Below are 25,256 nucleotides of genomic sequence, written 5' to 3'. Positions count from 1 at the left end.
TTTTGATTCATCTCTCACTGCGTTGAAATGGCTGCTGGAAATTTTTCCTGACGCTGCTGGCAACACGCGTATTTTTGTTTTGCTTTTTAGCCCCCTTCTCGGTATAAAACGCGGCGCGCGGCTCATATAAAATCAGCGCTCGATGAATACATCGTGTCGCCACTTCCAGCCGGGTTAAGCAGTGAACTTTTAGCTTTGGCTTGGGGTCCGTTTCATCAGAGGCGGCCGTGGAGGTGATACGAGATAATGAACCATCGTTTTCCGCTAATTCAGCGCTGCCGTTCTGGCGCGCCATTGATTCCCGCAACCCGCATTTCTAGTCTGCAAACCTGCCGATGTTATACCCATCTCGGCGCTTCTCAGGATTCAAGGGCCGGTTACGCTCTGTGAAAACTGAACAAGGGCGCTCTTGTTAATACAAGAGTTTTCTCGTGGTTTCGCCGAACCTTGTCATACAGAGTTCGGATACGTGTTTTACAATGATATGAATAAGAAACCGGTCGCACGGTCTGGATTTCAGCATACTCTGCTGGGAAACGGAGCCGTTTATGGGTTGTTATCGCCGTATAACGCTGCGATAGTAGTCAACTGTTTTACACTTAATACAAAGAGTTGAGGTTCGCTATGTCTGACGACATGTCTTCTTTTTCGCCTTCGTCAGCGGGCGAACAGGGTGTACTACGTTCTATGCAGGAGGTTGCGATGAGCTCCCAGGAAGCCAGCAAGATGCTGCGCACTTACAATATTGCCTGGTGGGGCAATAACTACTATGACGTCAACGAGCTGGGCCACATCAGCGTCTGCCCGGATCCGGACGTCCCTGAAGCGCGCGTGGATCTCGCTAAGCTGGTGAAAGCCCGTGAAGCGCAGGGCCAGCGTTTGCCTGCACTGTTCTGCTTCCCGCAGATCCTGCAACATCGCCTGCGTTCCATTAACGCCGCGTTCAAGCGCGCGCGTGAATCCTACGGCTATAACGGCGACTACTTCCTGGTTTACCCGATCAAGGTGAACCAGCACCGCCGCGTAATCGAATCCCTGATCCACTCCGGCGAACCGCTGGGACTGGAAGCAGGCTCCAAAGCGGAGCTGATGGCGGTTCTGGCGCACGCGGGCATGACCCGGTCGGTGATTGTCTGTAACGGCTATAAAGACCGCGAGTACATTCGTCTGGCGCTGATTGGCGAGAAGATGGGCCACAAGGTCTATCTGGTTATCGAGAAGATGACCGAAATTGCCATCGTGCTGGAAGAGGCCGAGCGTCTGAACGTGATCCCACGCCTCGGCGTACGTGCGCGTCTGGCGTCGCAGGGTTCCGGTAAATGGCAGTCTTCCGGCGGTGAAAAATCCAAGTTCGGCCTCGCGGCGAACCAGGTGCTGCAACTGGTGGAGATCCTGCGCGAGCGCGGTCGTCTGGACAGCATTCAGCTGCTGCACTTCCACCTCGGCTCGCAGATGGCCAATATTCGCGACATCGCCACCGGCGTGCGTGAGTCCGCGCGTTTCTACGTTGAGCTGCACAAGCTTGGCGTGAATATTCAGTGCTTCGACGTGGGCGGCGGCCTGGGCGTGGACTACGAAGGAACCCGCTCCCAGTCCGATTGCTCGGTGAACTACGGCCTGAACGAATACGCCAACAACATCATCTGGGCGATTGGCGATGCCTGTGAAGAGCACGGCCTGCCGCACCCGACGGTGATCACCGAATCTGGCCGCGCGGTTACCGCGCACCATACGGTGCTGGTGTCTAATATCATTGGCGTTGAGCGCAGCGAAATCACCGAAGCGACGCCTCCGCAAGATGATGCCCCACGTTCCCTGCAAAGCATGTGGGAAACCTGGCAGGAAATGCACGAGCCGGGCACGCGCCGTTCCCTGCGCGAATGGCTGCACGACAGCCAGATGGACCTGCATGATATCCACGTCGGCTACTCGTCAGGCACCTTCAGCCTGCAGGAGCGCGCGTGGGCCGAGCAGCTCTATCTGAACATGTGCCATGAAGTGCAGAAACAGCTCGACCCGAGCAACCGCGCGCATCGTCCGATTATCGACGAGTTGCAGGAGCGTATGGCGGACAAAATGTACGTCAACTTCTCCCTGTTCCAGTCGATGCCGGATGCCTGGGGTATCGACCAGCTGTTCCCGGTTCTGCCGCTGGAAGGGCTGAACCACGCCCCGGAACGTCGCGCGGTGCTGCTGGACATCACCTGTGACTCTGACGGCGCGATTGACCACTACGTTGACGGTGACGGTATCGCAACGACGATGCCAATGCCGGAGTACGATCCGGAGAACCCGCCCATGCTGGGCTTCTTTATGGTGGGTGCGTATCAGGAGATCCTCGGCAACATGCACAACCTGTTCGGCGATACCGAAGCGGTTGACGTGTTTGTCTTCCCTGACGGCAGCGTCGAGGTTGAGCTGTCCGATGAAGGGGACACCGTGGCGGATATGCTGGAATACGTGCAGCTGGATCCGAAAAAACTGCTCACCCAGTTCCGCGACCAGGTGAAAAACACCGGTCTGGACGATGCCTTGCAGCAGCAGTTCCTGGAAGAGTTTGAAGCGGGTCTGTACGGGTACACCTACCTGGAAGACGAGTAGTAAATCCTCCCTCTCCCGGTGGGAGAGGGTTGGGGTGAGGGCATCAGACCGCACAATGCCCTATACTCACTTGAACCCGTATGAATTACCGGCGATAATTCGCCCCAATATGCGATTTACGAATCAATCCCTTCCTCGTCGGGTTTAACGACGCGGAGGGGATTTTTTTTCATCTGTTTTTAATGTATCGACGTTAAAAGAGGTCAGGACATGAGCACTTTAGGTCATCAGTACGATAACTCTCTGGTATCTAACGCGTTTGGTTTTTTACGCCTTCCAATGAACTTCCAGCCGTACGACAGCGACGCGGACTGGGTGATCACCGGCGTGCCGTTCGACATGGCAACCTCCGGTCGTGCGGGTGGGCGTCACGGCCCGGCGGCAATCCGTCAGGTTTCCACCAACCTGGCCTGGGAGCACAACCGCTTCCCGTGGAACTTCGACATGCGCGAGCGCCTGAATGTGGTGGACTGCGGTGACCTGGTGTACGCCTTCGGCGACGCGCGCGAAATGAGCGAAAAATTGCAGGCGCACGCAGAGAAGCTGCTGGCGGCCGGCAAACGCATGCTCTCCTTCGGCGGTGACCACTTTGTCACTCTGCCGCTGCTGCGCGCCCACGCGAAGCACTTCGGTAAAATGGCGCTGGTGCACTTCGATGCGCATACCGACACCTACGCGAACGGCTGCGAGTTCGACCACGGCACCATGTTCTACACCGCGCCGAAAGAAGGCCTGATCGATCCGAACCACTCCGTGCAGATCGGCATCCGTACCGAGTTCGACAAAGACAACGGTTTCACCGTGCTGGACGCTGGCCAGGTGAACGATCGCGGCGTGGACGATATTCTGGCTCAGGTTAAGCAGATCGTCGGCGATATGCCTGTATACCTGACCTTCGATATCGACTGCCTGGATCCGGCGTTTGCACCGGGTACCGGTACGCCGGTTATTGGCGGCCTGACGTCAGACCGCGCCATCAAGCTGGTGCGTGGCCTGAAGGATCTGAACATCGTTGGGATGGACGTGGTAGAAGTGGCGCCAGCCTATGACCAGTCCGAAATCACCGCGCTTGCCGCGGCGACCCTGGCGCTGGAAATGCTCTACATCCAGGCCGCGAAAAAAGGCGAATAAGCCTTACGCGCTGATTGCTGCTGCGCGACGCATGCGCAGCAGCAACATTCCCCCGGCAAGCAGGGTGATTACCTGCGAGACGACCAGCACCGAAAAGCCTGAGCTGACCGACCCTACCGACCTCATCACCATCCCCATCACCAGCGGAATAAACGCCGCGCAGATATTGCCGATCCCGTTGATAATGCCGTAAGCGCTGCCCACCGCTTCCCGCGCGGCGTGATGCTGGATCACCGCCGGAATAGCCGCCCCCTGTAGCCCCCAGAAGATATTCGCCGAGAGCATAAACAGCGCCAGCCAGGCAGGCTGATGGCTGAGCATCAGCGCGACCACGGACAGCGCCGTCAGCGCGCCGCCCACCACAAACAGCATTGGCGCCTGTTCCGGACGCATTTTGTCGAGCAGCACCCCGCCGAGGAACTTCGAGCCCAGACTCAGCAGGAAGGGAATGGCCGCAAGCATGCCCGTGGCGTGCAGCGAGAAATGATGCTCGTCGCGCAGCCACGCGGGCAGCCAGGCGCTGCTCCCCCAGAGATAGCTCAGGGTGGCAATCTCCACCAGCAGGATCCACCCGAGCAGCGGCGTTTGCCAGGCAAGCGAAAACGTCTCTGCGAAGCCCGGTTTTTTGATCTGCTCCGCACCCTGCGGCGCGGGCAGGAAGCGCCAGACAAGGCCGCCGCCCAGCACCTGGTTCAGTACCGCCAGGGCATAAAACGATCCGGTCCAGCCGAGATGCGCCATCAGCCACGTTACCAGCGGAAAGCCCACGGCCAGCCCGAGCGAGACCCCCAGCGCGGTCACGGCGTTGGGTTTGCCGATCTCCTGCGCGCTAAAGTGATCGCTGATGAAGCGCGTTTTCAGCGAAAAGAGCGGCCCCTCAGCGATCCCCAGGATCGTGCGCGCGACGAGCATGCCCATCAGCGATCCGAGCAGCGGGGAAATGGCGCATACCGCTGCCCAAATCGCTATGCTGCTCAATAATCCCTGTCGATAATGGAGTTTGCTTTCAATAACCGGAGTTAATAATAAAGCCGAAAATCCATAACCCAGCAGAAAACAGGTCATAAGCATTCCCTGTAACATTCTGTTTTCATTTAGCTGAAAATGCTGAGCAAATTCCGGGTTTAAAATCATTACAGAAATATTCACCCGGTCAACGTAGGAAATAATAATCAGTAATAACAGTGCCACTGTGCCTTGCCATCTTGCCGTCATAACGCCTGCCTTATGTTTTCGCTTATTTCTATTTTTATGCGCGTGATTGTCACGTGGGTAAAATGGTTCACCTGTGAAACTCATTGTTTATTAAGGTAAAAATAAAATTAAGTTTCACAGGTGAAACACCATGGTTTTCACTTATTTTATTTTTAAGGAACAAAAAGAAAAGAAGTCAATCACTGTTTATTAAAATTTAAGGCCATCGATAAATCGTATTCTTTCACACCGAAATAATGAAAATTTCATATCGCTGCATTTTTTCGTGATCCTTTGCACACTTAGTTAATTAATTGCTGTTTGATTAACAAATTCGTCACATTGCGGCTTGACGAAACATTCATCGCTTTTATATTGACCGTATTAAATAAGAAACATAGTTTCATATATGAAACAAAAGCCTGGAGGATCGTGATGAGCTGGATAGGCGTATGTGACGCAGAACAAGTACAGGAAGATTTCCCTTTTAGCGGCAACGTCGACGGTAAAGAGATCGGCGTGTATTTGATTGACGGTGAATATTACGCGCTGGAAGACGTATGCCCCCACGCCTATGCCCTGCTGAGCCAGGGCTTCGTGGAAGACGGCAAGGTGGAATGCCCGCTGCACGAGGCGGTATTCGACGTCAAAACCGGTCAGTGCCTGCACGGCCCCGGCGGGCGCAACCTCAACCGCTACCCGGTTCGGGTTTTTGAAAACCAGATTCAGATTACCTTCGTCGAGGAGACCGTGGCATGAGCGACACCCTGAACTACAACCCGGCGCTGCCGGAAAGCCGTCAGTTTGCCCCACCGGCCGAGGGCGGTAACGGTGCGATCCATAAGCCGGGTGATTATCAGAACCTGATCTGGCAGACCCGCAGCCGCGAGCCGGAAAGCTGGGAAGTGAACCTCATCGCCACGCTGGAAGATCTCTTCGAGCAGGGGGTTGAAACCTTACCGGAGCTGGTGAACGGGCTGAACGCGGTGCGCATGCACGATCAGCAGGGCGAGCCGTGGAGCGAGGCCAGCTTCCAGGCATTCTTACAGGTTAACGGCTACTGAGGGCAACGCGATGACGACTACCGTACAACACTATCTCGATAAAGGTCTGCGCGGCCTCTGGTATCCGGTGCTGGCGAGCTGGGAGGTGCAGTCTGCACCGGTGGGCATTACCCGCCTGGGCGAACAGATTGTGGTCTGGCGCAACAAAGACGGCCAGGTGCAGGCGCTGGAGGACCGCTGTCCGCACCGCGGCGCACGCCTGTCGATGGGCTGGAACCTGGGCGACCGCATTGCCTGCTGGTATCACGGCGTGGAGGTCGCGGGCAACGGCGAGGTGAAAGACGTGCCCGCCGTGGACAAATGTCCGCTGGTCGGCCAGCAGTGCGTGCGCAGCTACAACGTGCAGGAGGCGCACGGCGCAATCTTCCTGTGGTTTGGCGTCACCGCAGACCAGCAGCCGGACGAGCTGACCTTCCCGGACGAGCTCGCCGATACGGACAGCTTCAGCAACTTCCTCTGCACCGCCGCGTGGAAATGCAATTACCAGTACGCGCTGGAAAACGTGATGGATCCGATGCACGGCACCTATCTGCACTCCTCGTCGCACTCAATGGCGGAAGGGGATCGCAAGGCCGACATGGTGCTCCAGCCGACCAAAACCGGTTTTATTTTTGAGAAAAAAGGGCAGAGCGGCGTCAACTTTGACTGGGTGGAGCTGGGCAACAGCGGCACCTGCTGGATGCGCCTCTCCATTCCGTACAAGAAGCGCTTCGGGCCGGGCGGCCACTTCTTTATCGTCGGCATGGTGGTGCCGGAAGATGACGACAACTGCCGCGTCTTCTTCTGGCGCATTCGCCGGGTGCAGGGCTGGCAGCGCGACATGTGGCGCTTCATGTACCGCAACCGTCTGGAAAAACTGCACTGGGAAGTGCTGGAGCAGGACCGCGTGGTGCTGGAAAGCCTGGCGCCAAACGCCCGCGACCATGAATATCTGTATCAGCACGACGTCGGCCTCTCGCGCCTGCGCCGCATGATGCAAAAGGCCGCCAAAGAGCAACTGGCGATGCGCGAAGAACAGCAGGGAGCCGCCTGATGAACGGGCTGCTGAGCGGCAAGCGCATCGTCATAACCGGCGCCGCGCGCGGGCTGGGCTTTCACTTTGCCAAAGCCTGCGCGGAGCAGGGCGCGGCGGTGGTGATGTGCGACATCCTCAAGGGCGAGCTGGCCGAAAGCGCCCACGCCCTGAGCGAGCGGGGCTATGCGATCGAACCGCACGTTATCGATCTGGCCGATCCACAGTCCATTGAGCAGGTGTTCAGCGCGATTGGCGAGCAGGGTCAGATCGATGGCCTGGTGAACAACGCGGCGATGGCGACGGGCGTCGGCGGCAAAAATATGCTCCATTATGATCCGGATCTCTGGGATCGGGTGATGAGCGTCAACGTCAAAGGCACCTGGCTGGTGACGCGCGCTGCGGTGCCGCTGCTGCGCGAGGGCGCGGGTATCGTGAACGTTGCGTCCGACACCGCGCTGTGGGGCGCGCCGCGCCTGATGGCCTACGTCGCCAGCAAGGGCGCCGTGATCGCCATGACCCGCTCAATGGCGCGTGAACTGGGCGAAAAGCGTATACGCATTAATGCCATCGCGCCGGGGTTAACCCGCGTCGAGGCGACCGAATATGTTCCGGCCGAGCGCCATCAGCTCTACGAGAATGGCCGCGCGTTAACCGGCGCGCAGCAGCCGGAAGACGTCACCGGCAGCGTGGTCTGGCTGTTAAGCGATCTGTCGCGGTTTATCACCGGGCAGCTGATCCCGGTCAACGGCGGTTTTGTCTTTAACTAAGGTGTGGCGATTATGGCAAACGATCAGGAAGTGAAGTATCTGGTGCCGGGGCTGGAGCGCGGTTTACAGCTGCTGTTGGCCTTTGGCGAGCAGCATCGCGATCTGACCTTTGCCGAGCTGCACCGGCTGGTGGATATGCCGAAGGCGACCGCCTATCGCGTGGTGCAGACGCTGGAGTACATGGGCTTTCTGGAGCGCAACGCGCGTACCAATACCTTTTCGCTGGGCATGAACGTGCTGCGTCTCGGCTTTGAGTACATCGCCTCGCTGGACGTGGCGCAGGTCGGCCAGCCGGTGATTGAGCAGCTGCGCGACGTCAGCCAGTGCAGCAGCCATCTGGCGATCCGCGACGGGCGCGACATTATCTACATCGCCCGCGTCAGTGCCGCCGGGTCGCGCATCAATCAGGTCAGCATTGGCACCCGCCTGCCGGTGCACTGCACCTCGCTGGGCCGCATGCTGCTGACCGATATTACCCGCGCCGATTTCGAACAGTTGTTCCCGCACGAGCGCCTGCCGGGCAACGCGCCGGGGCAGCTTCACGACCGCGAAGCCCTGTGGCAGATGGTGCAGCAGGACAAAGCCCGCGGGTTTGTCATCGGCGAATCCTTCTTCCGCCACGGCATCTCCTCCATCGTCTACCCGGTGTATGACCGAAGCGGACGCGTGGCGGCGGTGGTCAGCATTCTGGTGCCGTCGGAGGAGATCCCGCAGACCGACCGTGAGCGGCTGCAAAACGAGGTTCGCCTCGCGGCGGATAAAATTTCTGGCTTCTTAGGCTATTTGTCACAGGCCAGCTAAATCAGTGAGTTAACGTCAGGCGCTTGACTGCGTCGGGCATGTTTTACGCCCAATTTGGGCCAGATGAGGCAACGAACGATGAGTGTAACCGGAATTGAAAAGCTGGAATTTGGCGTGGAAGACCTGACGCACTGCGCCAAATTTATGCGTGATTTTGGCCTGACGGGCGATGCCAGCGGCCAGCGTTTTACCACCCTGAGCGGCGCGCGCGTGGAGCTGAACCCCATCGACAGCCCCGACCTGCCGCCGGCGTTTGAAGCGGGCAACACCCTGCGCCGCATGACCTGGGCGGTGGCCGCACAGTCCGATCTCGACGCGCTGCGCCCGAAGCTGGCGAGACAGCCCGGCTTTCGCGAAGTGGGCGACGCGCTGGAATGCCTCGATCCGAACGGCATGACCCTGCGCGTGCAGGTCAGCCAGCAGACCGACGTGGAGCTGAACGTTGAGCCGATCAACCAGTGGGGCGATGCCCGCCGTATCGACACGCCCAGCCCGGTTTACGATCGTGCGCAGCCGATCAACGTCGGGCACGTGGTGTTCTTCGTGGAGGAGCTGGCGGCGGTGGAGAAATTCTACCGCGAGGTGCTCGGCTTCCAGGTTTCGGACCGCTACATCAACCGCGCCGTGTTCCTGCGCTGCGGGGCGCGCGGCGGACATCACAACCTGTTCCTGCTGCAACTGCCGAACCGCAAGCGCGGCCTCAACCACGTGGCCTTCACCGTGCGCGACATCCACGAGGTGATCGGCGGCGGTATCGCGATGAATAAAAATGAATGGAGCACCTTTATCGGGCCGGGCCGCCATCCGGTGTCGTCGGCCTATTTCTGGTACGTCAATAGCCCGACCGGCGGCGCGTTTGAGTATTACACCAACGACGACTATCTGACGGAAAACTGGCAGCCGCGCGAGCTGGAGCACTCCCTGGTCTCCTTTACCGAATGGGCGGTAGAAGGCGGGATTGACCACGACACCCGCCGCCAGCAGAAAAAGCCGGAGGCGGTATGACGTCGCGCATTGTCATTATCGGTGGCGGTCAGGCGGGCGGCTGGGCGGCGAAAACCCTGCGCGACGAGAGCTTCGACGGCGAGATCTGCGTGGTGGCGGAAGAGGAGTGGGATTTCTACGAACGTCCGCCGCTGTCGAAAGCGTCTCTGCTGGAGCCGGACGCGGCGCTCCCGCGGCTGTTTAGCGAAGAAGCACAGCAGGCGCTGAACCTGACCTGGTACCGCCCGCTGCGTGCTGAATCAGTCGATCGCGAAGCGAAAACTGTGCGTTTAAGCAACGGCGAACGTCTTAGTTACAACATGCTTTTAATGGCCACCGGCGGGCGGGCGCGCCTGCCTTCGCAGGCATGGGCGGCGCATCCGCAGGTCTACACTCTGCGCCACTGGCAGGATGCGCAGCGCCTGAAGGCGCGTCTGGCGGAAAGTAAAAAACTGGCGATCGTCGGCGGCGGCTGGATCGGCCTTGAGATTGCAGCTTCCGCGCGCAAAAGCGGCGTAGCGGTCACGCTGTTCGAGCAGCAGCCCGCGCTGTGCATGCGCTCGGTTAGCGGCGAGGTGTCGCAGCGCTTAGAGGCTATCCATCGCGAACAGGGGGTGGAGATCCGTACCGGCTGCGGCGCGCTGGAGCTGGAGGACGATAATGGCCTGCCGGTCATGCACTGCGACGGCCAGCGCGAAACCTTTGACGCGGTGGTGGTGGGGATCGGCGTCGATCTCAATCTGGAGCTGGCGCGCGATGCGGGACTTCGCACCGAGCGGGGGATCGTGGTGGACGCCCAGGGGCGCACGTCCGATCCGTTCATCTTTGCCGCCGGCGACGTGGCGCAGCACCATCACTACGGCCTGTGCATTCAGTCCTGGGCCTTCGCCCAGAATCAGGCGGTGGCGACGGCGAAAGCCATGCTTAACCCCGATGCGCCAGGCTACGACGACGCGCCGTGGCTGTGGTCGGATCAATATCAGCACAACATCCAGATCCTCGGCATTCCGCAGCCGGGCAGCCGAACGATAGTGCGTGAAGAGGCGCTGTACTTCTCGCTGGACGACAACGGTCGGCTAACGCAGCTGGTGGCGTTCAACGATGCGCGCACCGTCAAGCTGGCGAAGCGCTGGATGGCGGCGGGGCGGGACCTGTCGGACGTACCGCTCGCCGATTCGGCTTTTTCACTGATGTCACTGCGATAGCTAACCCGCACCCGTAGGGGGAGACATGACCACATTAGAGACCAACACCGCGCCCGTCGAGGCGAGCGGTGAGGGAACCCGCACGCCTGAAAAAGCGGTGCGCTGGGCCATTCCGCTGTCGCTGCTGGCCTGCGTGCTGCTGGCCTTTTTCGACAAAATCAGCATCGCGGCGCTCTTTTCCGACACCCATTTCCAGCAGGCCATGGGCATCGATTTTGACACCACGCGCCTCGGCATTCTGATGAGCGCCTTCCTGCTGAGCTATGGCTTTTCGTCGGTATTTTTGAGCGGTTTAGGCGACAAAATCGCGCCGCTGCGCCTGCTCACCGGGATGATGGTGGTGTGGTGCGCGCTGATGGTGGCGATGGGCTTTACCCATAACTACACGCTAATGATCGTCCTGCGCATCCTGCTGGGCGTGGCGGAAGGACCGCTGTTCCCGCTGGCTTTCGCCATCGTGCGCCACAACTTCCCGCAGCATTTACAGGCGCGCGCCACCATGCTCTGGCTGCTGGGCACGCCGGTCGGTGCGGCGATTGGCTTCCCGCTCTCCCTGTGGCTGCTGAACACCTTCGGCTGGCAGAGCACCTTCTTTGTCATGGCAATGCTGACCGTGCCGGTGCTTATCTTTGTGCGCGTTGGCCTGCGCGGGATCCGTCTGGAAGCAAAACCCGGTACCTCGCAGGCGTCTCAGGACGAGCGGCGCGCGGCGCGGCGCGAGCTGTTTGTCAGCCCGCACTTCTGGATCATCTGCATCTTTAACATCGCCTTTCTGACCTACCTGTGGGGCATCAACGGCTGGCTGCCGGGCTATCTCATCAAGGGCAAAGGCATTCACCTGGAGCACGCGGGCTGGCTGTCGTCGATGCCGTTCATCGCCATGCTGGCGGGAGAGGTGATTGGCGCGTGGCTCTCTGACCGGGTCGATAAGCGCGCGGCGGCCTGCTTTATCTCGATGGCGGGGGCGGCGGTAGGCCTGGCGGCGGTGATGCACCTCGACACCCCGCTTGCCATCATCGCGGCGATGAGCTTCAGCACCTTTATGTGGGGCACCGGCGCCCCCAACATTTTCGCCCTGCTGGCGAAAGCCACCCATCCCCGGGTGAGCGCCACGGCGGGCGGCATCTTCAACGGGCTGGGAAACTTTGCGGGCGCGCTGTCGCCGGCGGTGATGGGCGCGCTGATCGCCTTCACCCACAGCATGGATTCCGGGCTGATTTTTCTGGCGGTGATGGCGGCGGTGGGCTGCGTCCTGTTACTGCCGCTGCTGAGACGTTACTGAGGAGAGTGTCATGACTGATTCAACCGTAACCAACAAAACAGGCATCAAACCTGACCACCTGACGATGGAAGAGTGGGTCGAGTCGCGCATCGCGCGCTTCGAAGGCCGCAAGTACGACTGGAACGCGCTGAAGTTCCAGGCCGATTTTGACCCGAAATACCGCCGGGCGCAGATGCGCTACATCGGCACCGGCGCAACCGGCGTGGCGAACGACACCAACACCGTGCAGGCGGACCATTTCACCTTCTCTACCATGGTGCTGCCGTCGAAGTGCGAAGGGCCGCTGCACCTGCACGACGACGTGGAGGAGGTGTTCTTCATGCTCAAAGGGCAGATCACGCTGATGATCCAGGACGGCGACAACTACACCGAAACCGTGCTGCGCGAGCGTGACCTGATCTCCGTCCCGCCGGGCATCTATCGCGGCCTGTTTAACCACGGGGAAGAAGAGGCGCTGATGTGCGTCATGCTGGGAACCAACAAGCCGGAAATCCCGACCTATCCCTCCGATCATCCGCTCTCAAAAGTGAAGCGGAACTAAGGGGGCGACATGACGGCTTTTCGTGAACAGGGAAGCGGCATCCCGCTGATGCTGCTGCACGGGATCAGCTCTGGCGCTGCGTCCTGGCATAAGCAGATGGCGCTGAACGGTTTTCGCGTGCTGGCGTGGGACATGCCCGGTTACGGCGAAAGCCCGATGCTGGCGGTTGAGCGGGCAAACGCCGGAGATTACGCCGACGCGCTGGCGGCGATGCTCGACCGCGCAGGCGTCTGGCAGGCGGTACTGGTGGGCCATTCCCTGGGGGCGCTGGTGGCCAGCGCGTTTGCGGCGAAGTTCCCTGAACGCGTCATTCATCTGGTGCTGGCGGACGCCGCGCAGGGCTACGGTAATGCCGCGCCGGAGCAGCGAGAGCAGGTCTGGCGTAATCGCGAGCAGCAGATGGCGCTCGGTGGCGACATCCTCGCCCAGACCCGCGCCGCGAAGCTGCTGCGCCCCGGCGCGCGCCCGGACGATATCGCCACCGTCGCGGCGGGCATGCGCAGGCTGCGCCCCGAAGGCTACCTCGCTGCCGCGTGGATGCTGGCGCATGACGACATTCACGGCTGGCTTAAGCGTTACGCCGGTCAATTTGAAGTCTGGTGCGGCGAGCAGGACGCGATAACGCAGCCCGAGCTGGTACAGGGGCTGGCGCTGCGCTACGGCATGCCGTTTACCGCGATTCCGCAGGCCGGACACGCGAGCTATCTCGATAACGACGCGTTTTTTAAACAACAGCTTTTACGCATTAACGAAGAGGTGCGCGATGAATGCACACATTGACGGCCGCGTAGCGGTCGTTACCGGCGGTTCGTCCGGCATTGGCTTTGAAACGCTGCGCCTGCTGCTGGGCGAAGGGGCGAGAGTCGCCTTCTGTGGCCGCGACCCGGACCGGCTCGCCAGCGCCCATGCGACGCTGCAAAACGACTATCCCGACGGGGAAATTTTCTCATACCGCTGCGACGTGCTGAACGCCGACGAGGTGCAGGCCTTCGCGGATGCGGTGAAGGCGCGCTTTGGCGCGGCGGATATGCTGATCAACAACGCCGGTCAGGGCTACGTGGCGCACTTCAGCGACACGCCGCGCGAGGCGTGGCTGCACGAAGCCGAACTTAAACTGTTTGGCGTCATTAATCCGGTGCAGGCGTTTCAGCCGCTGCTGGAACGGTCCGATATCGCCTCCATCACCTGCGTGAACTCCCTGCTGGCGCTTCAGCCGGAAGAGCACATGATCGCCACGTCGGCAGCCCGCGCCGCGCTGTTGAACATGACGCTGACGCTCTCGAAAGAGCTGGTAGGCAAAGGGATTCGCGTCAATTCCATACTGCTCGGTATGGTCGAGTCCGGCCAGTGGCAGCGCCGCTTTGAAAGCCGGGCGGATAAAAGCCAGAGCTGGCCGGAGTGGACGGCGGAGATCGCGCGCAAACGCGGCATCCCGATGGCGCGCCTCGGCAAGCCGCAGGAGCCTGCGCAAGCGCTGCTGTTCCTCGCCTCGCCGCTGGCCTCGTTTACCACCGGCGCGGCGCTGGACGTTTCCGGCGGCTTTTGCCGCCATCTGTAAGGACACATCATGAAAAAGGTAATGTTAATCGGTTATGGCGCCATGGCGCAGGCGGTGATTGAGCGTCTGCCCGCCGGCGTGGCTATCGGCTGGATCGTGGCGCGCGCGTCTCACCATGCCGCCATTCGCGACCAGTTTGGCGATGCGGTCGAGGCGCTGACCTCGCCGATGGCGTGCGCACAAACGCCCGATCTGGTACTGGAGTGCGCCAGCCAGCAGGCGGTTGCGCAGTACGGCGAAGCGATTCTGCGCCGCGGCTGGCATCTGGCGGTCATTTCCACCGGCGCGCTGGCGGACAGCGCGCTGGAGCAGCGCCTGCTCGCGGCGGGCGGAAAGCTGACGCTGCTTTCCGGGGCGGTGGCCGGCATCGACGGGCTGGCGGCGGCGAAGGAGGGCGGGCTTGAGCGCGTCACCTATCAGTCGCGTAAAAGCCCGGCCAGCTGGCGCGGCAGCTACGCCGAGCAGCTTATCGACCTTAACGCAGTCAGAGAGGCGCAGGTCTTTTTTGAAGGGAGCGCCCGCGAGGCGGCGCGCCTGTTCCCGGCGAACGCCAACGTGGCGGCGACCGTGGCGCTCGGCGGCGTCGGGATGGATGAAACCCGCGTGCAGCTGATGGTTGACCCGGCAACGAAACGTAACACCCACACGCTGCACGTAGAAGGGCTGTTTGGCGAATTCCATCTGGAGCTGAGCGGGCTGCCGCTGGCGTCTAACCCTAAAACCTCCACCCTGGCGGCACTCAGCGCGGTGCGCGCCTGCCGCGAGCTGGCCCTGAGCTGAGGAGTGACGATGGACGATCTGAAGATTTTTATCGGCGGCCAGTGGCGATGCGGCGGTGGTAACCCGATGCAGAGCCACTTCCCGGCTGACGGGTCGCTCAATGCGACGCTGAACGCGGCAAACCTTGACGATCTGCACGACGCGATCGAGGCCGGCGAGCGCGCGTGGCGCGATCCCGCCTGGCGCAACAGCCTGCCGCACATGCGGGCGAAGATCCTGCACAAGGTGGCGGATCTGATTGAGTCCCGCGCTGACGAGCTGGCGCAGATGCAGAGCCGGGATAACGGCAAGCCGCTGGCGGAGGCGCGCGGGCTGGTGATGAGCGCGGCGGGAACGGCCCGCTACTTCGCCGCCGCCTGCGAGCTGCTGGAAGGGGAGTTGCCCACGCCGCGCCAGCCGGATCTGCTGACGCTAAGCCGCTATGAGCCGCTCGGCGTAGTGGCGGCCATCACGCCGTGGAACTCGCCCATTGCCAGCGAGATGCAGAAGGTCGCCCCGGCCATCGCCGCCGGGAACGCGGTGATCCTCAAGCCTGCCGAAGCCACGCCGCTGATGGCGCTGGAGCTGGCGCGCATTTTTGAACAGGCCGGGCTGCCCGCCGGGCTGCTGAGCGTGCTGCCGGGCAAAGGCTCGGTGATTGGCGACGCGCTGGCGCGCCATCCCCGCGTGCGAAAAATTTCCTTTACCGGCGGCACCGCCACGGGCCGCCATCTGGCGCACGTGGCCGCGGAAAAGCTGATCCCAGCGTCGCTGGAGCTGGGCGGTAAATCCCCGATCATCGTGCTGGAGGATGCCGACGTTGAGCAGGCCGCGCGCGGGATCTGCTACGGCATTTTCAGCTCAGCAGGGCAGGCGTGCATCGCCGGGTCCCGGCTGTTTATCCACGAAAGCCTGTACGCGCCACTGATGGCGCGGCTGCTGGAATTAACTCGCGGGCTGCGCGTAGGGCACCCCTTCACCGACGGCGTTCACGTTGGGCCGCTGATCAATGAGAAACATCGCCAGAGCGTGCAGGAATACGTCGAGCTGGCGAAGCGCGAGGGGGGCCGGGTGCTGTGCGGCGGGGAGATCCCGGCGGATCCTGACCTCGCAAACGGCAGCTTCTTCCAGCCGACCATTATCGAAGGGCTGACGAACGGCGCCCGCGCCTGCCAGGAGGAGATCTTCGGCCCGGTGCTGGTGGCGATGCCGTTTCGCGATGAAGCGGCGTTGATCCGCGAGGCGAACGACTCGGTTTACGGCCTGGCGGCAGGGATCTGGACCCGCGACACCGGGCGGGCGCTGCGCCTGAGCGAGCAGCTGGAGGCCGGTACGGTGTGGATCAACACCTACAAAGTTTTTGCGATTTCGACCCCGTTCGGGGGCTTTAAAGAGAGCGGTCTGGGCCGCGAAAAGGGCATTCAGGGGCTGAAAGCCTGGATGCAGCAAAAGAGCATTTATCTGGCGACGGGTAACAGCGTCAACCACTGGTGCGACTGAGAAAGGGTGAGCAATGAGCGAAATGATAACCGTCGGCGACGCCATCGCCAGAACGCTGGAGCAGTATCAGGTTGAGGCCATCTACGGCGTCATCTCCATTCACAACCTGCCGATCGCGGACGCGATAGGGCAGCGGGGCAAAATCCGCTTCGTGCCCGCGCGCGGCGAGGCGGGTTCCGTCACCATGGCCGACGCCCACGGGCGGTTTTCCGGCCTCGGCGTGGCGCTGACCAGCACCGGCGCGGGGGCGGGGAACGCGGTAGGCGCGCTGGTGGAGGCGATGAACGCCTGCACGCCGCTGCTGCATTTAACCGGACAGGTTGAAAAGGCCTGGCTGGATGCCGACACCGGTTTTATCCATGAAACTCGCGACCAACTGACCTTCCTGAAGGCCAGTTCAAAACGGGCGTACCGCATCAGCAATGCCAGCCAGGCGATAGCGATTCTGCATAAAGCGATTCAGGAGGCGCAGACGCCGCCGTGCGGGCCGGTCTCCGTGGAAATCCCGATTGATATTCAGGGAGCTAAAATTCCGCTGTCTCTGGTGACCGCACCGGTGAAACCAGCTTCGGTTGCAGCCGTGGATCCCGCGATCGTGGATGCTTTATGGGCGCAGCTCAGGCAGGCTAAACAGCCGCTGCTGTGGCTGGGCGGCGGGGCGCTGGGAAGCGCTGACGCGGTGAAAAAACTGGCGGATGCGGGCGTGACGGTGATCTCCAGCACCCACGCGCGCGGCGTGCTGCCGGACGACCATCGTGCCAGCCTGCGGGCGTTCCACAATTCGCCGTCGGTAGAGGCGCTGATTGCGCAGTGTGATTTTACGCTGGTCGCCGGTTCACGCCTGCGCAGCAACGAAACCCGCTCCTGGACGCTGGAGTTGCCGTCTCCACGCGTGCAGATAGATATCGACCCGGCGGCGGCTAGCCGTAACTATCTGATGGATAACACGCTGATAGCCGACTGTTCAGCGCTGCTTGGCGCGCTGGCTGAAAAAGCGCAGGGCCGCGAGTGGGGCAACGCCCAGTGGGACGCGCAGGTGCAGCTGGTGGTCTCGCAGGCTGAACAGGGCCTGCGCGAGCAGTGCGGCGCCTATGCGAAGCTCAACGACGCCATTGAAAAAGCCCTGCCGCAGGACGGCCTGCTGGTGCGCGATATCACCGTTTCCGGCAGCCTGTGGGGCAGCCGCCTGTTCAGGGCTAACGGCCCGCTGATGAACATTCACTCTCTGGCCGGGGCGATTGGCATGGGGCTGCCAATGGCGATTGGTACCGCGATTGCTAACCCACAGCGTAAGGTGGTGGGGCTGGTGGGCGACGGTGGCCTGAGCCTGAATTTAGGCGAGCTGGCGACGCTGGCGCAGGAGAAAGCCAACGTGACGCTGCTGATCATGAACGACGGGGGCTACGGCGTGATGCGCGGCATTCAGGATAAGTACTTCGGCGGGCGACAGTATTATAACGAACTGCATACGCCGGACTTTACCCTGCTGGCACAGGCAATTGGCCTGCAGGCGTGGAGCGTTGAGCGGGCAGAGGATTTTGAAGCCGTGATGACGGAGGCGCTGGCGATGCCGGGACCGTCGGTAGTGGAAGTGCGGATGGGTCAGATTGGCGCGCTGAAGTTTGCCGGGCCGCCGCAGAAAACGCTTTACTAGCTGTTTTCCCTCTCCCACGGGGAGAGGGAGAAAACAGTAGTCCGGGTAAGGCGAAGCCGCCACCCGGCTTGTTTTATCAGAACACGTTAAACGGGTATTCCACGTAAGCGCGGATCTCGTCCCCGCCCACGTTATAGTCGCTGGCGTTGCTGGAGACGCGCAGCACGGAGTAGCGCAGTTTCAGCTTCAGATCTTTCGCCGGGCCGTCCTGCACCTGGTACTGGATCTGGTTAAACCACTCGTGCTCTTTGCCGTTGCTGGTTTCAGACGTCTTAATGTTGTCGCCGCGCACGTAGGCGGTGGTCCAGCTCAGGCCCGGCAGGCCGAGTCCGCCGAAGTCCAGGCCGTAGGATGCCTGCCATGAGCGCTCGTCTTCACCGTTAAAGTCAGACCAGTAGGAGTTCGCCAGCCAGATGGTGTTGCCGCCGTCACCCACGCCGCCCTTGTCGCGATAGCCGCCGTAGTTATAGCCGGTGCTGCCGCTGCTCTGCTGGTACGCCACTTTGAACGTGTGAATATCCCAGATGTAGCTCGCCGCCAGGCTCCAGATGGTGTTGCTGCGGCCCGTGTCGAGGCTGTCAGCGTAGCCCTGATCCAGACGCGAGTTATAGCCGTTAAAGTCGAGCACCAGCTGCTGCCCGGTGCTGAACGGCTGTTTGTAATTCAGCCCCAGGTACTGTTTGTTCATCACCTCTTCGTTATGAGAGGCGTATAGCGCGCCGCTGAACTGGTCGTTGAACTGGTAGCTTGCGCCACCGAAAGTCAGGCTTTTCAGGCCGCTGTCGTGGCGGTCGTCGCTTTTACGCTGCTCGTCGGTGAAATAACCGGCGTTCACTTCCAGGCCGTCGAGCTCTTTCGAGGTCAGCATGGCACCGGTGTAGCTTTCAAACAGCAGGCGGGAGCTGTCGGCGTTAACGATAGGCAGTTCAGGACGCTGGTTACCGTAGCTCAGCACGGTATTCGAGATCCGCATTTTGGCGGTAGCGCCAAATTTCGCTAAATCGGATTTGGCCCGGCCATCGTCTTCCTGTTTAAAGAAGTCGATACCGCCCGCGCCGCTCTTGCCGCGACCGCCGTCCAGGCGCACGCCGTACTGCGCGATGCCGTCCACGCCAAAGCCCACCAGCCCTTCGGTATAGCCGGATTCAAAGGTGGCGATGATGCCCTGACCCCATTCGGCTTTATCCTGCTGGCCCTGATGGTAGTCACGGCTGATATACGCATTGCGTAAAAACAGGTCTAAATGACTGTCGTCGATAAAACCCTTGCTGTCAGATTGCTGGCTTGCAGCGGCGGGTAATGCGGCGAATAAACTTAAAGCAATTAACGATAATTCTTTTTTCACGGAGGGAACGTCTCTGTCTTAATATATTAAATTGAATTACTGCGCGTTTGATAATTACCGGAAAGATTAACGATTGCAATAAATATGTGACCAGACGTTTCAGCCGGAAAGGGTAGATTTGACGGGGCTTTCAGAGGTGTTACCGATACGTGCGATTTAGTTAGCAATTCATGCGAAATAAAAAGGAGGCAAAATTGCCTCCTTCCAAAATTATTTAATTCCGTCAGCGGCCATTCGGTCGCGAATATGCTGCGCGCGCGCTTCTGAGGCCGGGTGATCGTCAAACATGGAGCTCTGGCGACCCGCTTCCAGTTTTGCCAGCTTTTCGAAGCTGGTGGCTAAACCGGATGGATTAATACCGCGTTTGCGCAACAGATCGTAGGAGTAGTCGTCCGCTTCGGACTCCTGACGCTGCGAGAACTGGGAGTTAACCAGTTTTTCACCTACGTCACCAAGCTGCGACTGGGACAGGCTGCCAACGATGCCGCCCGCAGAGGCCGCCGCCGCGCGAATGGCGTTGGTGCCTAAGGCTACCTGCATCCCTTTCTTCACGTGGCCGAGCGCAACGTGACCCATTTCATGGCCGATAACCGCTTCCACTTCGTTGTCGGTCATCATATCCATCAGCCCGCTGTAGACGCGGATACAGCCGTTGGCCATCGCGAAGGCGTTGACGTCTTTCGCCATGTAAACCTTGTAGTTCACCGGCTGGCCGTTGATGTTATCGCCGAGCGCGGAAGCAATCTTATTCAGACGCTGTGTGTAGGTACTGTCAGCCGGCGCAAGCGTGGCTTTTCCGTCCATATCTTTACAGGCCTGATCGCTCAGCGCTTTAACCTGCGCGTCGCTCAGGGAGTAGGCCTGAAAGACTTCTGCACCTGAGGTCATCAGGCCGTTAGAGTCCATATTCTGACAGCCGCTCAGCACGAGCGTTGTACCCAGGGCCAGCACTATTGCATGCATTTTCATGAGGTTGCTTCCGTACTCGTTAAACTGAATAAAATCCGAAAAGTGCCCCCGCAACGAAGCCGGGGCGGGATAAGTATAAGGAATATCTACAGGCGCGGGCGAGCAGATTGCGCAACATGCGAGCATGATCCAGAGATTTCTTAAGCTGCAAAAGAATGGTCCATGTACATGCCCTGCGGCTTGGGTTACATTGTTGGCACTTTTTTCCGGCGTAGCCCAAAACGCGCTGTCGTCAAGGGCATGGCCTTTAACAGTCCGATCTGGAGTTAAAATGTCCTCACGTAAAGAGCTTGCTAATGCTATTCGTGCGCTGAGCATGGACGCAGTACAGAAAGCCAAATCCGGCCACCCGGGTGCCCCTATGGGTATGGCTGATATCGCCGAAGTCCTGTGGCGTGATTTCCTTAACCACAACCCGCAGAACCCGGCATGGGCTGACCGCGACCGTTTCGTGCTGTCTAACGGCCACGGCTCTATGCTGATCTACAGCCTGCTGCACCTCACCGGCTACGATCTGCCAATCGAAGAGCTGAAAAACTTCCGTCAGCTGCACTCCAAAACTCCAGGTCACCCGGAAGTGGGCTACACCGCTGGCGTAGAAACCACCACCGGCCCGCTGGGTCAGGGCATTGCTAACGCTGTGGGTATGGCGATTGCCGAGAAGACCCTGGCGGCGCAGTTCAACCGTCCTGGCCATGACATCGTTGACCACTTCACCTACGCTTTCCTGGGCGACGGCTGCATGATGGAAGGCATTTCTCACGAAGTGTGCTCCCTGGCTGGTACCTTGAAGCTGGGCAAACTGGTGGCGTTCTACGACGACAACGGTATCTCCATCGACGGTCACGTTGAAGGCTGGTTCACTGACGACACCGCCGCACGTTTCGAAGCCTACGGCTGGCACGTTGTGCGTGGTGTTGACGGCCACGATGCTGACTCGATTAAACGTGCAGTAGAAGAAGCTCGCGCAGTCACCGACAAACCGTCCCTGCTGATGTGCAAAACCATCATCGGCTTCGGTTCTCCGAACAAAGCGGGCACCCATGACTCCCACGGCGCACCGCTGGGCGACGCGGAAATCGCACTGACCCGTGAAGCACTGGGCTGGAAACACCCTGCCTTCGAAATCCCGTCTGAGATCTATGCTCAGTGGGATGCTAAAGAAGTGGGCCAGGCGAAAGAAGCGGCCTGGAACGAGAAATTCGCTGCCTATGCGAAGGCGTTCCCACAGGAAGCGGCTGAATTCACCCGTCGTATGAAAGGCGATATGCCGTCTGACTTCGACGCGAAAGCCAACGAATTCATCGCGAAGCTGCAGGCGAACCCGTCTAAAATCGCCAGCCGTAAAGCATCTCAGAATGCGATTGAAGCGTTCGGTCCGCTGCTTCCAGAATTCCTGGGCGGCTCCGCTGACCTGGCGCCTTCTAACCTGACCCTGTGGTCTGGTTCTAAGCCAATCAATGAAGACACTGCCGGTAACTACATCCATTACGGTGTACGTGAATTCGGTATGACCGCTATCGCGAACGGTATCGCTCTGCACGGTGGTTTCCTGCCATACACCTCTACCTTCCTGATGTTCGTGGAATATGCACGTAACGCCGTGCGTATGGCTGCGCTGATGAAACAGCGTCAGGTGATGGTCTACACCCATGACTCCATCGGTCTGGGCGAAGATGGTCCAACTCACCAGCCGGTAGAGCAGGTAGCTTCCCTGCGCGTAACCCCGAACATGAGCACATGGCGTCCATGTGACCAGGTTGAATCTGCGGTGGCGTGGAAATACGGCGTTGAGCGTCAGGACGGCCCGACCGCGCTGATCCTCTCCCGTCAGAACCTGGCGCAGCAGGAGCGTACCCCTGAGCAGCTGGCAAACATCGCCCGCGGTGGCTACGTGCTGAAAGATTGCGCGGGCCAGCCTGAGCTGATCTTCATCGCGACCGGTTCTGAAGTTGAACTGGCTGTAGCAGCATGGGAAAAACTGACTGCCGAAGGCGTGAAGGCGCGCGTGGTCTCCATGCCGTCTACCGATGCGTTCGACAAGCAGGATGCGGCTTACCGTGAATCTGTACTGCCTAAAGCGGTTTCCGCTCGCGTGGCGGTGGAAGCGGGTATTGCTGACTACTGGTTCAAATACGTGGGTCTGAACGGCGCTATCGTCGGTATGACCACCTTCGGTGAGTCTGCTCCGGCAGAACAGCTGTTCGAAGAGTTCGGCTTCACCGTTGAGAACGTGGTCGCTAAGGCGAAAGAACTGCTGTAATCGCCGTTTTGCCCGGTGGCGCTTACGCTGACCGGGCCTACAAATGGCTCAAAAGTAGGCCGGGTAAGCGCTAGCGCTTACCCGGCTTTTTTTGCGTCATTATTCCAACGAAAATGTGACGCAAGTCATATAGCTCGCTTATTCATCTGGACAGACATTCCTTTTATTCCCCGATTCGCTTATTCTTGCTGAAGCGTTTCAGTCGATTAAATGTTCGACAATTGACCAATCAATCGCAGTTTGTGATAGCAAAGATTCCCCTTCGGGCGTCGCTGGATTACTCTTTCAGCCACCTCAAACTCAGGGATTGCTTTGCAGGAGATCTATGACCGTACGCGTAGCGATTAATGGCTTCGGTCGCATCGGGCGTAATGTGGTTCGTGCTTTGTATGAATCCGGACGTCGGGCGGAAATCACCGTGGTGGCAATCAATGAACTGGCGGATGCTGCTGGCATGGCGCATTTATTGAAGTATGACACCAGCCACGGACGCTTCGCCTGGGATGTGCGCCAGGAAAGAGATCAGCTTTTTGTGGGTGATGACGCTATTCGTGTGCTGCATGAGAACATCATTTCCGGGCTACCCTGGCGTGAACTGGGTGTGGATGTCGTGCTTGACTGTACCGGTGTGTATGGCAACCGCGAACACGGCGAAGCGCATCTGAGAGCAGGCGCGAAGAAAGTCCTGTTTTCTCATCCCGGCAGTCACGACCTCGACGCGACCGTCGTGTTTGGCGTCAACCAGCATGAGCTGCAAGCCGAGCACCGCATTGTTTCCAACGCCTCCTGCACCACCAACTGCATTATTCCGGTCATCAAACTGTTAGACGATGCGTATGGCATTGAATCCGGCACCGTAACCACGATTCACTCCGCCATGCACGATCAGCAGGTTATCGACGCCTATCACCCGGATTTACGACGCACTCGCGCGGCGAGCCAGTCAATCATCCCGGTGGACACGAAACTGGCTGCAGGGATCACCCGAATTTTCCCGCAGTTTAATGACCGTTTCGAAGCGATTGCCGTGCGTGTTCCGACGATAAACGTCACCGCAATCGACCTCAGCGTGACGGTGAAAAAACCGGTAAAAGCCTGTGAAGTCAACCTGTTGCTGCAAAAAGCGGCACAGGGAGCATTTCATGGTATAGTTGACTATACGGAATTACCGTTGGTCTCAGTAGATTTTAACCACGACCCGCACAGCGCCATCGTGGATGGCACGCAGACGCGAGTCAGTGGTGCGCACCTTATCAAGACGCTGGTCTGGTGTGATAACGAATGGGGCTTTGCTAACCGAATGCTCGACACCACGTTAGCCATGGCCGCAAAAGGTTTCAGGTAGAGCGCACCTTGCGCTTGCAAAACTTTAAGAATCAACGAGAGGATTCACCATGTCTGTAATTAAGATGACCGATCTGGATCTGGCAGGTAAACGCGTTTTCATCCGTGCCGATCTGAACGTACCGGTTAAAGATGGCAAAGTGACCAGCGACGCGCGTATCCGTGCATCTCTGCCAACCATTGAACTGGCTCTGAAGCAGGGCGCTAAAGTGATGGTCACCTCCCACCTGGGCCGTCCAACTGAAGGCGAGTACAACGAAGAGTTCTCTCTGCTGCCGGTTGTTAATTACCTGAAAGACAAACTGTCCAACCCGGTTCGCCTGGTGAAAGATTACCTGGACGGCGTAGACGTTGCCGAAGGTGAGCTGGTTGTTCTGGAAAACGTTCGCTTCAACAAAGGCGAAAAGAAAGACGACGAAACCCTGTCCAAAAAATACGCTGCACTGTGCGACGTATTCGTGATGGATGCATTCGGTACTGCGCACCGTGCGCAGGCATCTACCCACGGTATCGGTAAATTCGCAGACGTCGCGTGTGCGGGTCCTCTGCTGGCTGACGAACTGGAAGCACTGGGTAAAGCACTGAAAGAACCTGCTCGCCCAATGGTCGCTATCGTTGGTGGTTCTAAAGTGTCTACCAAACTGACCGTTCTGGATTCCCTGTCTAAAATCGCTGACCAGCTGATCGTGGGCGGTGGTATCGCGAACACCTTCGTTGCCGCTCAGGGCCACAACGTGGGTAAATCCCTGTACGAAGCAGACCTGGTTGACGAAGCCAAACGCCTGCTGGGTACCTGTGATATCCCGGTTCCAACTGACGTTCGCGTGGCGACCGAGTTCTCCGAAACCGCAACCGCGACCCTGAAATCTGTAAACGACATCAAAGACGAAGAGCAGATTCTGGACCTGGGCGACGTTTCTGCACAGAAACTGGCTGAAATCCTGAAAAACGCAAAAACTATCCTGTGGAACGGTCCTGTTGGCGTGTTCGAATTCCCGAACTTCCGCAAAGGGACTGAAATCGTGGCTAACGCAATCGCAGACAGCGAAGCGTTCTCTATCGCAGGCGGTGGTGACACCCTGGCAGCAATCGACCTGTTCGGTATCGCTGACAAGATCTCCTACATCTCCACTGGTGGCGGCGCATTCCTCGAATTCGTGGAAGGCAAAGTACTGCCAGCAGTAGCAATGCTCGAAGAGCGCGCTAAGAAGTAAGCCATTCAAGGGCAGGGAAACCTGCCCAATTTTCAGCGCGCTTTTAAGAGCTCGCACCTTTTCTA

The 25,256-nt window shown here is 59.4% G+C and carries 24 protein-coding genes; 20 read left to right on the top strand and 4 right to left on the bottom strand.

What is annotated here, in order from left to right:
• Window positions 1-7: 7 nt before the first annotated feature.
• Window positions 8-295: a hypothetical protein gene (locus IM313_RS22695; protein ID WP_045260764.1), complete on the bottom strand. Its 288-nt coding sequence runs from the start codon at window positions 293-295 to the stop codon at window positions 8-10.
• A gap of 189 nt (window positions 296-484) precedes the next feature.
• Between IM313_RS22695 and yqgB the strand changes: the two genes are divergently transcribed.
• The 3 genes from yqgB (at window position 485) to speB (ending at window position 3,732) form a co-directional block, all read left to right on the top strand.
• Window positions 485-616 (top strand): acid stress response protein YqgB, encoded by a 132-nt coding sequence (gene yqgB / locus IM313_RS17085; protein WP_127312443.1) that lies wholly within the window; start codon window positions 485-487, stop codon window positions 614-616.
• Window positions 617-624: 8 nt separating this feature from the next.
• Window positions 625-2,601 (top strand): biosynthetic arginine decarboxylase, encoded by a 1,977-nt coding sequence (gene speA, locus IM313_RS17080; RefSeq protein ID WP_028014361.1) that lies wholly within the window; start codon window positions 625-627, stop codon window positions 2,599-2,601.
• Window positions 2,602-2,811: 210 nt separating this feature from the next.
• Window positions 2,812-3,732 (top strand): agmatinase, encoded by a 921-nt coding sequence (gene speB, locus IM313_RS17075; protein ID WP_017382921.1) that lies wholly within the window; start codon window positions 2,812-2,814, stop codon window positions 3,730-3,732.
• 3 nt (window positions 3,733-3,735) lie between these two features.
• Here the strand turns inward: speB and IM313_RS17070 are convergent, their stop codons facing one another.
• Entirely contained in the window at window positions 3,736-4,947 is a 1,212-nt protein-coding gene (locus tag IM313_RS17070) for an MFS transporter (protein WP_192971638.1), read from the bottom strand.
• A 414-nt stretch (window positions 4,948-5,361) separates the two neighbouring features.
• Here IM313_RS17070 and IM313_RS17065 point away from each other — a divergent pair, with 414 nt between their 5' ends.
• From IM313_RS17065 to IM313_RS17000, 14 genes are all read left to right on the top strand, one after another.
• On the top strand, window positions 5,362-5,685 hold the full coding sequence (locus IM313_RS17065) for a non-heme iron oxygenase ferredoxin subunit (RefSeq protein WP_003860044.1): 324 nt from the start codon (window positions 5,362-5,364) through the stop codon (window positions 5,683-5,685).
• Window positions 5,682-5,990, top strand: a complete 309-nt coding sequence (locus tag IM313_RS17060; protein ID WP_028014353.1) for a recombinase-like helix-turn-helix domain-containing protein — start codon at window positions 5,682-5,684, stop codon at window positions 5,988-5,990. The genes IM313_RS17065 and IM313_RS17060 overlap by 4 nt, the downstream gene beginning before the upstream one ends.
• A gap of 10 nt (window positions 5,991-6,000) precedes the next feature.
• Window positions 6,001-7,023 (top strand): aromatic ring-hydroxylating dioxygenase subunit alpha, encoded by a 1,023-nt coding sequence (locus tag IM313_RS17055; RefSeq protein ID WP_049001456.1) that lies wholly within the window; start codon window positions 6,001-6,003, stop codon window positions 7,021-7,023.
• A complete protein-coding gene (locus IM313_RS17050) occupies window positions 7,023-7,772 on the top strand; it encodes an SDR family oxidoreductase (RefSeq protein WP_192971639.1) in 750 nt (249 codons plus the stop codon). The genes IM313_RS17055 and IM313_RS17050 overlap by 1 nt, the downstream gene beginning before the upstream one ends.
• A 12-nt stretch (window positions 7,773-7,784) precedes the next feature.
• Entirely contained in the window at window positions 7,785-8,573 is a 789-nt protein-coding gene (locus tag IM313_RS17045) for an IclR family transcriptional regulator (RefSeq protein WP_192971640.1), read from the top strand.
• Window positions 8,574-8,651: 78 nt separating this feature from the next.
• Window positions 8,652-9,578, top strand: a complete 927-nt coding sequence (locus tag IM313_RS17040; RefSeq protein ID WP_049001452.1) for a VOC family protein — start codon at window positions 8,652-8,654, stop codon at window positions 9,576-9,578.
• Window positions 9,575-10,762, top strand: coding sequence for an NAD(P)/FAD-dependent oxidoreductase (locus IM313_RS17035; RefSeq protein WP_192971641.1), 1,188 nt, complete (start codon window positions 9,575-9,577; stop codon window positions 10,760-10,762). The genes IM313_RS17040 and IM313_RS17035 overlap by 4 nt, the downstream gene beginning before the upstream one ends.
• 25 nt (window positions 10,763-10,787) lie before the next feature.
• Window positions 10,788-12,044 carry an MFS transporter gene (locus IM313_RS17030; RefSeq protein ID WP_028014347.1) on the top strand — a complete coding sequence of 419 codons (1,257 nt, stop codon included), beginning with the start codon at window positions 10,788-10,790 and terminating at the stop codon, window positions 12,042-12,044.
• A 10-nt stretch (window positions 12,045-12,054) separates the two neighbouring features.
• A complete protein-coding gene (locus tag IM313_RS17025) occupies window positions 12,055-12,585 on the top strand; it encodes a cupin domain-containing protein (RefSeq protein WP_017382915.1) in 531 nt (176 codons plus the stop codon).
• A 9-nt stretch (window positions 12,586-12,594) separates the two neighbouring features.
• Window positions 12,595-13,365 (top strand): alpha/beta fold hydrolase, encoded by a 771-nt coding sequence (locus IM313_RS17020; RefSeq protein WP_192971642.1) that lies wholly within the window; start codon window positions 12,595-12,597, stop codon window positions 13,363-13,365.
• Window positions 13,349-14,143, top strand: coding sequence for an SDR family oxidoreductase (locus IM313_RS17015; RefSeq protein ID WP_192971643.1), 795 nt, complete (start codon window positions 13,349-13,351; stop codon window positions 14,141-14,143). The genes IM313_RS17020 and IM313_RS17015 overlap by 17 nt, the downstream gene beginning before the upstream one ends.
• 9 nt (window positions 14,144-14,152) lie before the next feature.
• Entirely contained in the window at window positions 14,153-14,923 is a 771-nt protein-coding gene (locus tag IM313_RS17010) for an aspartate dehydrogenase (protein ID WP_028014344.1), read from the top strand.
• Window positions 14,924-14,932: 9 nt separating this feature from the next.
• Window positions 14,933-16,402, top strand: a complete 1,470-nt coding sequence (locus tag IM313_RS17005) for an aldehyde dehydrogenase (protein ID WP_192971644.1) — start codon at window positions 14,933-14,935, stop codon at window positions 16,400-16,402.
• Between the two features lie 13 nt (window positions 16,403-16,415).
• Complete coding sequence (locus tag IM313_RS17000) at window positions 16,416-18,056, top strand: thiamine pyrophosphate-binding protein (protein ID WP_192971645.1); 1,641 nt, start codon at window positions 16,416-16,418, stop codon at window positions 18,054-18,056.
• 76 nt (window positions 18,057-18,132) lie between these two features.
• Here IM313_RS17000 and IM313_RS16995 read toward each other — a convergent pair whose 3' ends face one another.
• Complete coding sequence (locus tag IM313_RS16995) at window positions 18,133-19,401, bottom strand: OprD family outer membrane porin (RefSeq protein ID WP_192971646.1); 1,269 nt, start codon at window positions 19,399-19,401, stop codon at window positions 18,133-18,135.
• 210 nt (window positions 19,402-19,611) lie between these two features.
• Window positions 19,612-20,370, bottom strand: coding sequence for a M48 family metallopeptidase (locus IM313_RS16990; protein WP_192971647.1), 759 nt, complete (start codon window positions 20,368-20,370; stop codon window positions 19,612-19,614).
• Between the two features lie 271 nt (window positions 20,371-20,641).
• On the opposite strand from IM313_RS16990, the gene tkt reads away from it, so the two are divergent.
• From tkt to pgk, 3 genes are all read left to right on the top strand, one after another.
• The gene (gene tkt / locus IM313_RS16985; protein ID WP_041908344.1) at window positions 20,642-22,633 is read left to right on the top strand and encodes a transketolase; all 1,992 of its coding nucleotides are present in this window, start codon (window positions 20,642-20,644) and stop codon (window positions 22,631-22,633) included.
• A 325-nt stretch (window positions 22,634-22,958) separates the two neighbouring features.
• Window positions 22,959-23,978: an erythrose-4-phosphate dehydrogenase gene (epd, locus tag IM313_RS16980; RefSeq protein ID WP_192971648.1), complete on the top strand. Its 1,020-nt coding sequence runs from the start codon at window positions 22,959-22,961 to the stop codon at window positions 23,976-23,978.
• Window positions 23,979-24,027: 49 nt separating this feature from the next.
• Window positions 24,028-25,191, top strand: a complete 1,164-nt coding sequence (gene pgk, locus IM313_RS16975; RefSeq protein ID WP_028014337.1) for a phosphoglycerate kinase — start codon at window positions 24,028-24,030, stop codon at window positions 25,189-25,191.
• Window positions 25,192-25,256: the final 65 nt, after the last annotated feature.

Origin of the sequence: Enterobacter cloacae complex sp. P2B, assembly GCF_014895985.1 — a bacterium.
Lineage (GTDB): Bacteria > Pseudomonadota > Gammaproteobacteria > Enterobacterales > Enterobacteriaceae > Enterobacter > Enterobacter bugandensis.
Note: the sequence above shows the minus strand (reverse complement) of the source record. Positions and strands in the feature narration are given on the sequence as shown.

Coding starts and splice junctions, on each gene's coding strand:
- IM313_RS17050 (WP_192971639.1), top strand. CDS start 7,023: ATGAACGGGCTGCTGAGCGGCAAGCGCATCGTCATAACCGGCGCCGCG.
- IM313_RS17025 (WP_017382915.1), top strand. CDS start 12,055: ATGACTGATTCAACCGTAACCAACAAAACAGGCATCAAACCTGACCAC.
- IM313_RS16990 (WP_192971647.1), bottom strand. CDS start 20,370: ATGAAAATGCATGCAATAGTGCTGGCCCTGGGTACAACGCTCGTGCTG.
- pgk (WP_028014337.1), top strand. CDS start 24,028: ATGTCTGTAATTAAGATGACCGATCTGGATCTGGCAGGTAAACGCGTT.
- IM313_RS17030 (WP_028014347.1), top strand. CDS start 10,788: ATGACCACATTAGAGACCAACACCGCGCCCGTCGAGGCGAGCGGTGAG.
- IM313_RS17055 (WP_049001456.1), top strand. CDS start 6,001: ATGACGACTACCGTACAACACTATCTCGATAAAGGTCTGCGCGGCCTC.
- IM313_RS17065 (WP_003860044.1), top strand. CDS start 5,362: ATGAGCTGGATAGGCGTATGTGACGCAGAACAAGTACAGGAAGATTTC.
- IM313_RS17020 (WP_192971642.1), top strand. CDS start 12,595: ATGACGGCTTTTCGTGAACAGGGAAGCGGCATCCCGCTGATGCTGCTG.
- IM313_RS17060 (WP_028014353.1), top strand. CDS start 5,682: ATGAGCGACACCCTGAACTACAACCCGGCGCTGCCGGAAAGCCGTCAG.
- speA (WP_028014361.1), top strand. CDS start 625: ATGTCTGACGACATGTCTTCTTTTTCGCCTTCGTCAGCGGGCGAACAG.
- speB (WP_017382921.1), top strand. CDS start 2,812: ATGAGCACTTTAGGTCATCAGTACGATAACTCTCTGGTATCTAACGCG.
- IM313_RS17035 (WP_192971641.1), top strand. CDS start 9,575: ATGACGTCGCGCATTGTCATTATCGGTGGCGGTCAGGCGGGCGGCTGG.
- IM313_RS17070 (WP_192971638.1), bottom strand. CDS start 4,947: ATGACGGCAAGATGGCAAGGCACAGTGGCACTGTTATTACTGATTATT.
- IM313_RS17010 (WP_028014344.1), top strand. CDS start 14,153: ATGAAAAAGGTAATGTTAATCGGTTATGGCGCCATGGCGCAGGCGGTG.
- IM313_RS22695 (WP_045260764.1), bottom strand. CDS start 295: ATGGCGCGCCAGAACGGCAGCGCTGAATTAGCGGAAAACGATGGTTCA.
- IM313_RS17005 (WP_192971644.1), top strand. CDS start 14,933: ATGGACGATCTGAAGATTTTTATCGGCGGCCAGTGGCGATGCGGCGGT.
- IM313_RS17045 (WP_192971640.1), top strand. CDS start 7,785: ATGGCAAACGATCAGGAAGTGAAGTATCTGGTGCCGGGGCTGGAGCGC.
- IM313_RS17040 (WP_049001452.1), top strand. CDS start 8,652: ATGAGTGTAACCGGAATTGAAAAGCTGGAATTTGGCGTGGAAGACCTG.
- IM313_RS17000 (WP_192971645.1), top strand. CDS start 16,416: ATGAGCGAAATGATAACCGTCGGCGACGCCATCGCCAGAACGCTGGAG.
- epd (WP_192971648.1), top strand. CDS start 22,959: ATGACCGTACGCGTAGCGATTAATGGCTTCGGTCGCATCGGGCGTAAT.
- yqgB (WP_127312443.1), top strand. CDS start 485: ATGAATAAGAAACCGGTCGCACGGTCTGGATTTCAGCATACTCTGCTG.
- IM313_RS17015 (WP_192971643.1), top strand. CDS start 13,349: ATGAATGCACACATTGACGGCCGCGTAGCGGTCGTTACCGGCGGTTCG.
- tkt (WP_041908344.1), top strand. CDS start 20,642: ATGTCCTCACGTAAAGAGCTTGCTAATGCTATTCGTGCGCTGAGCATG.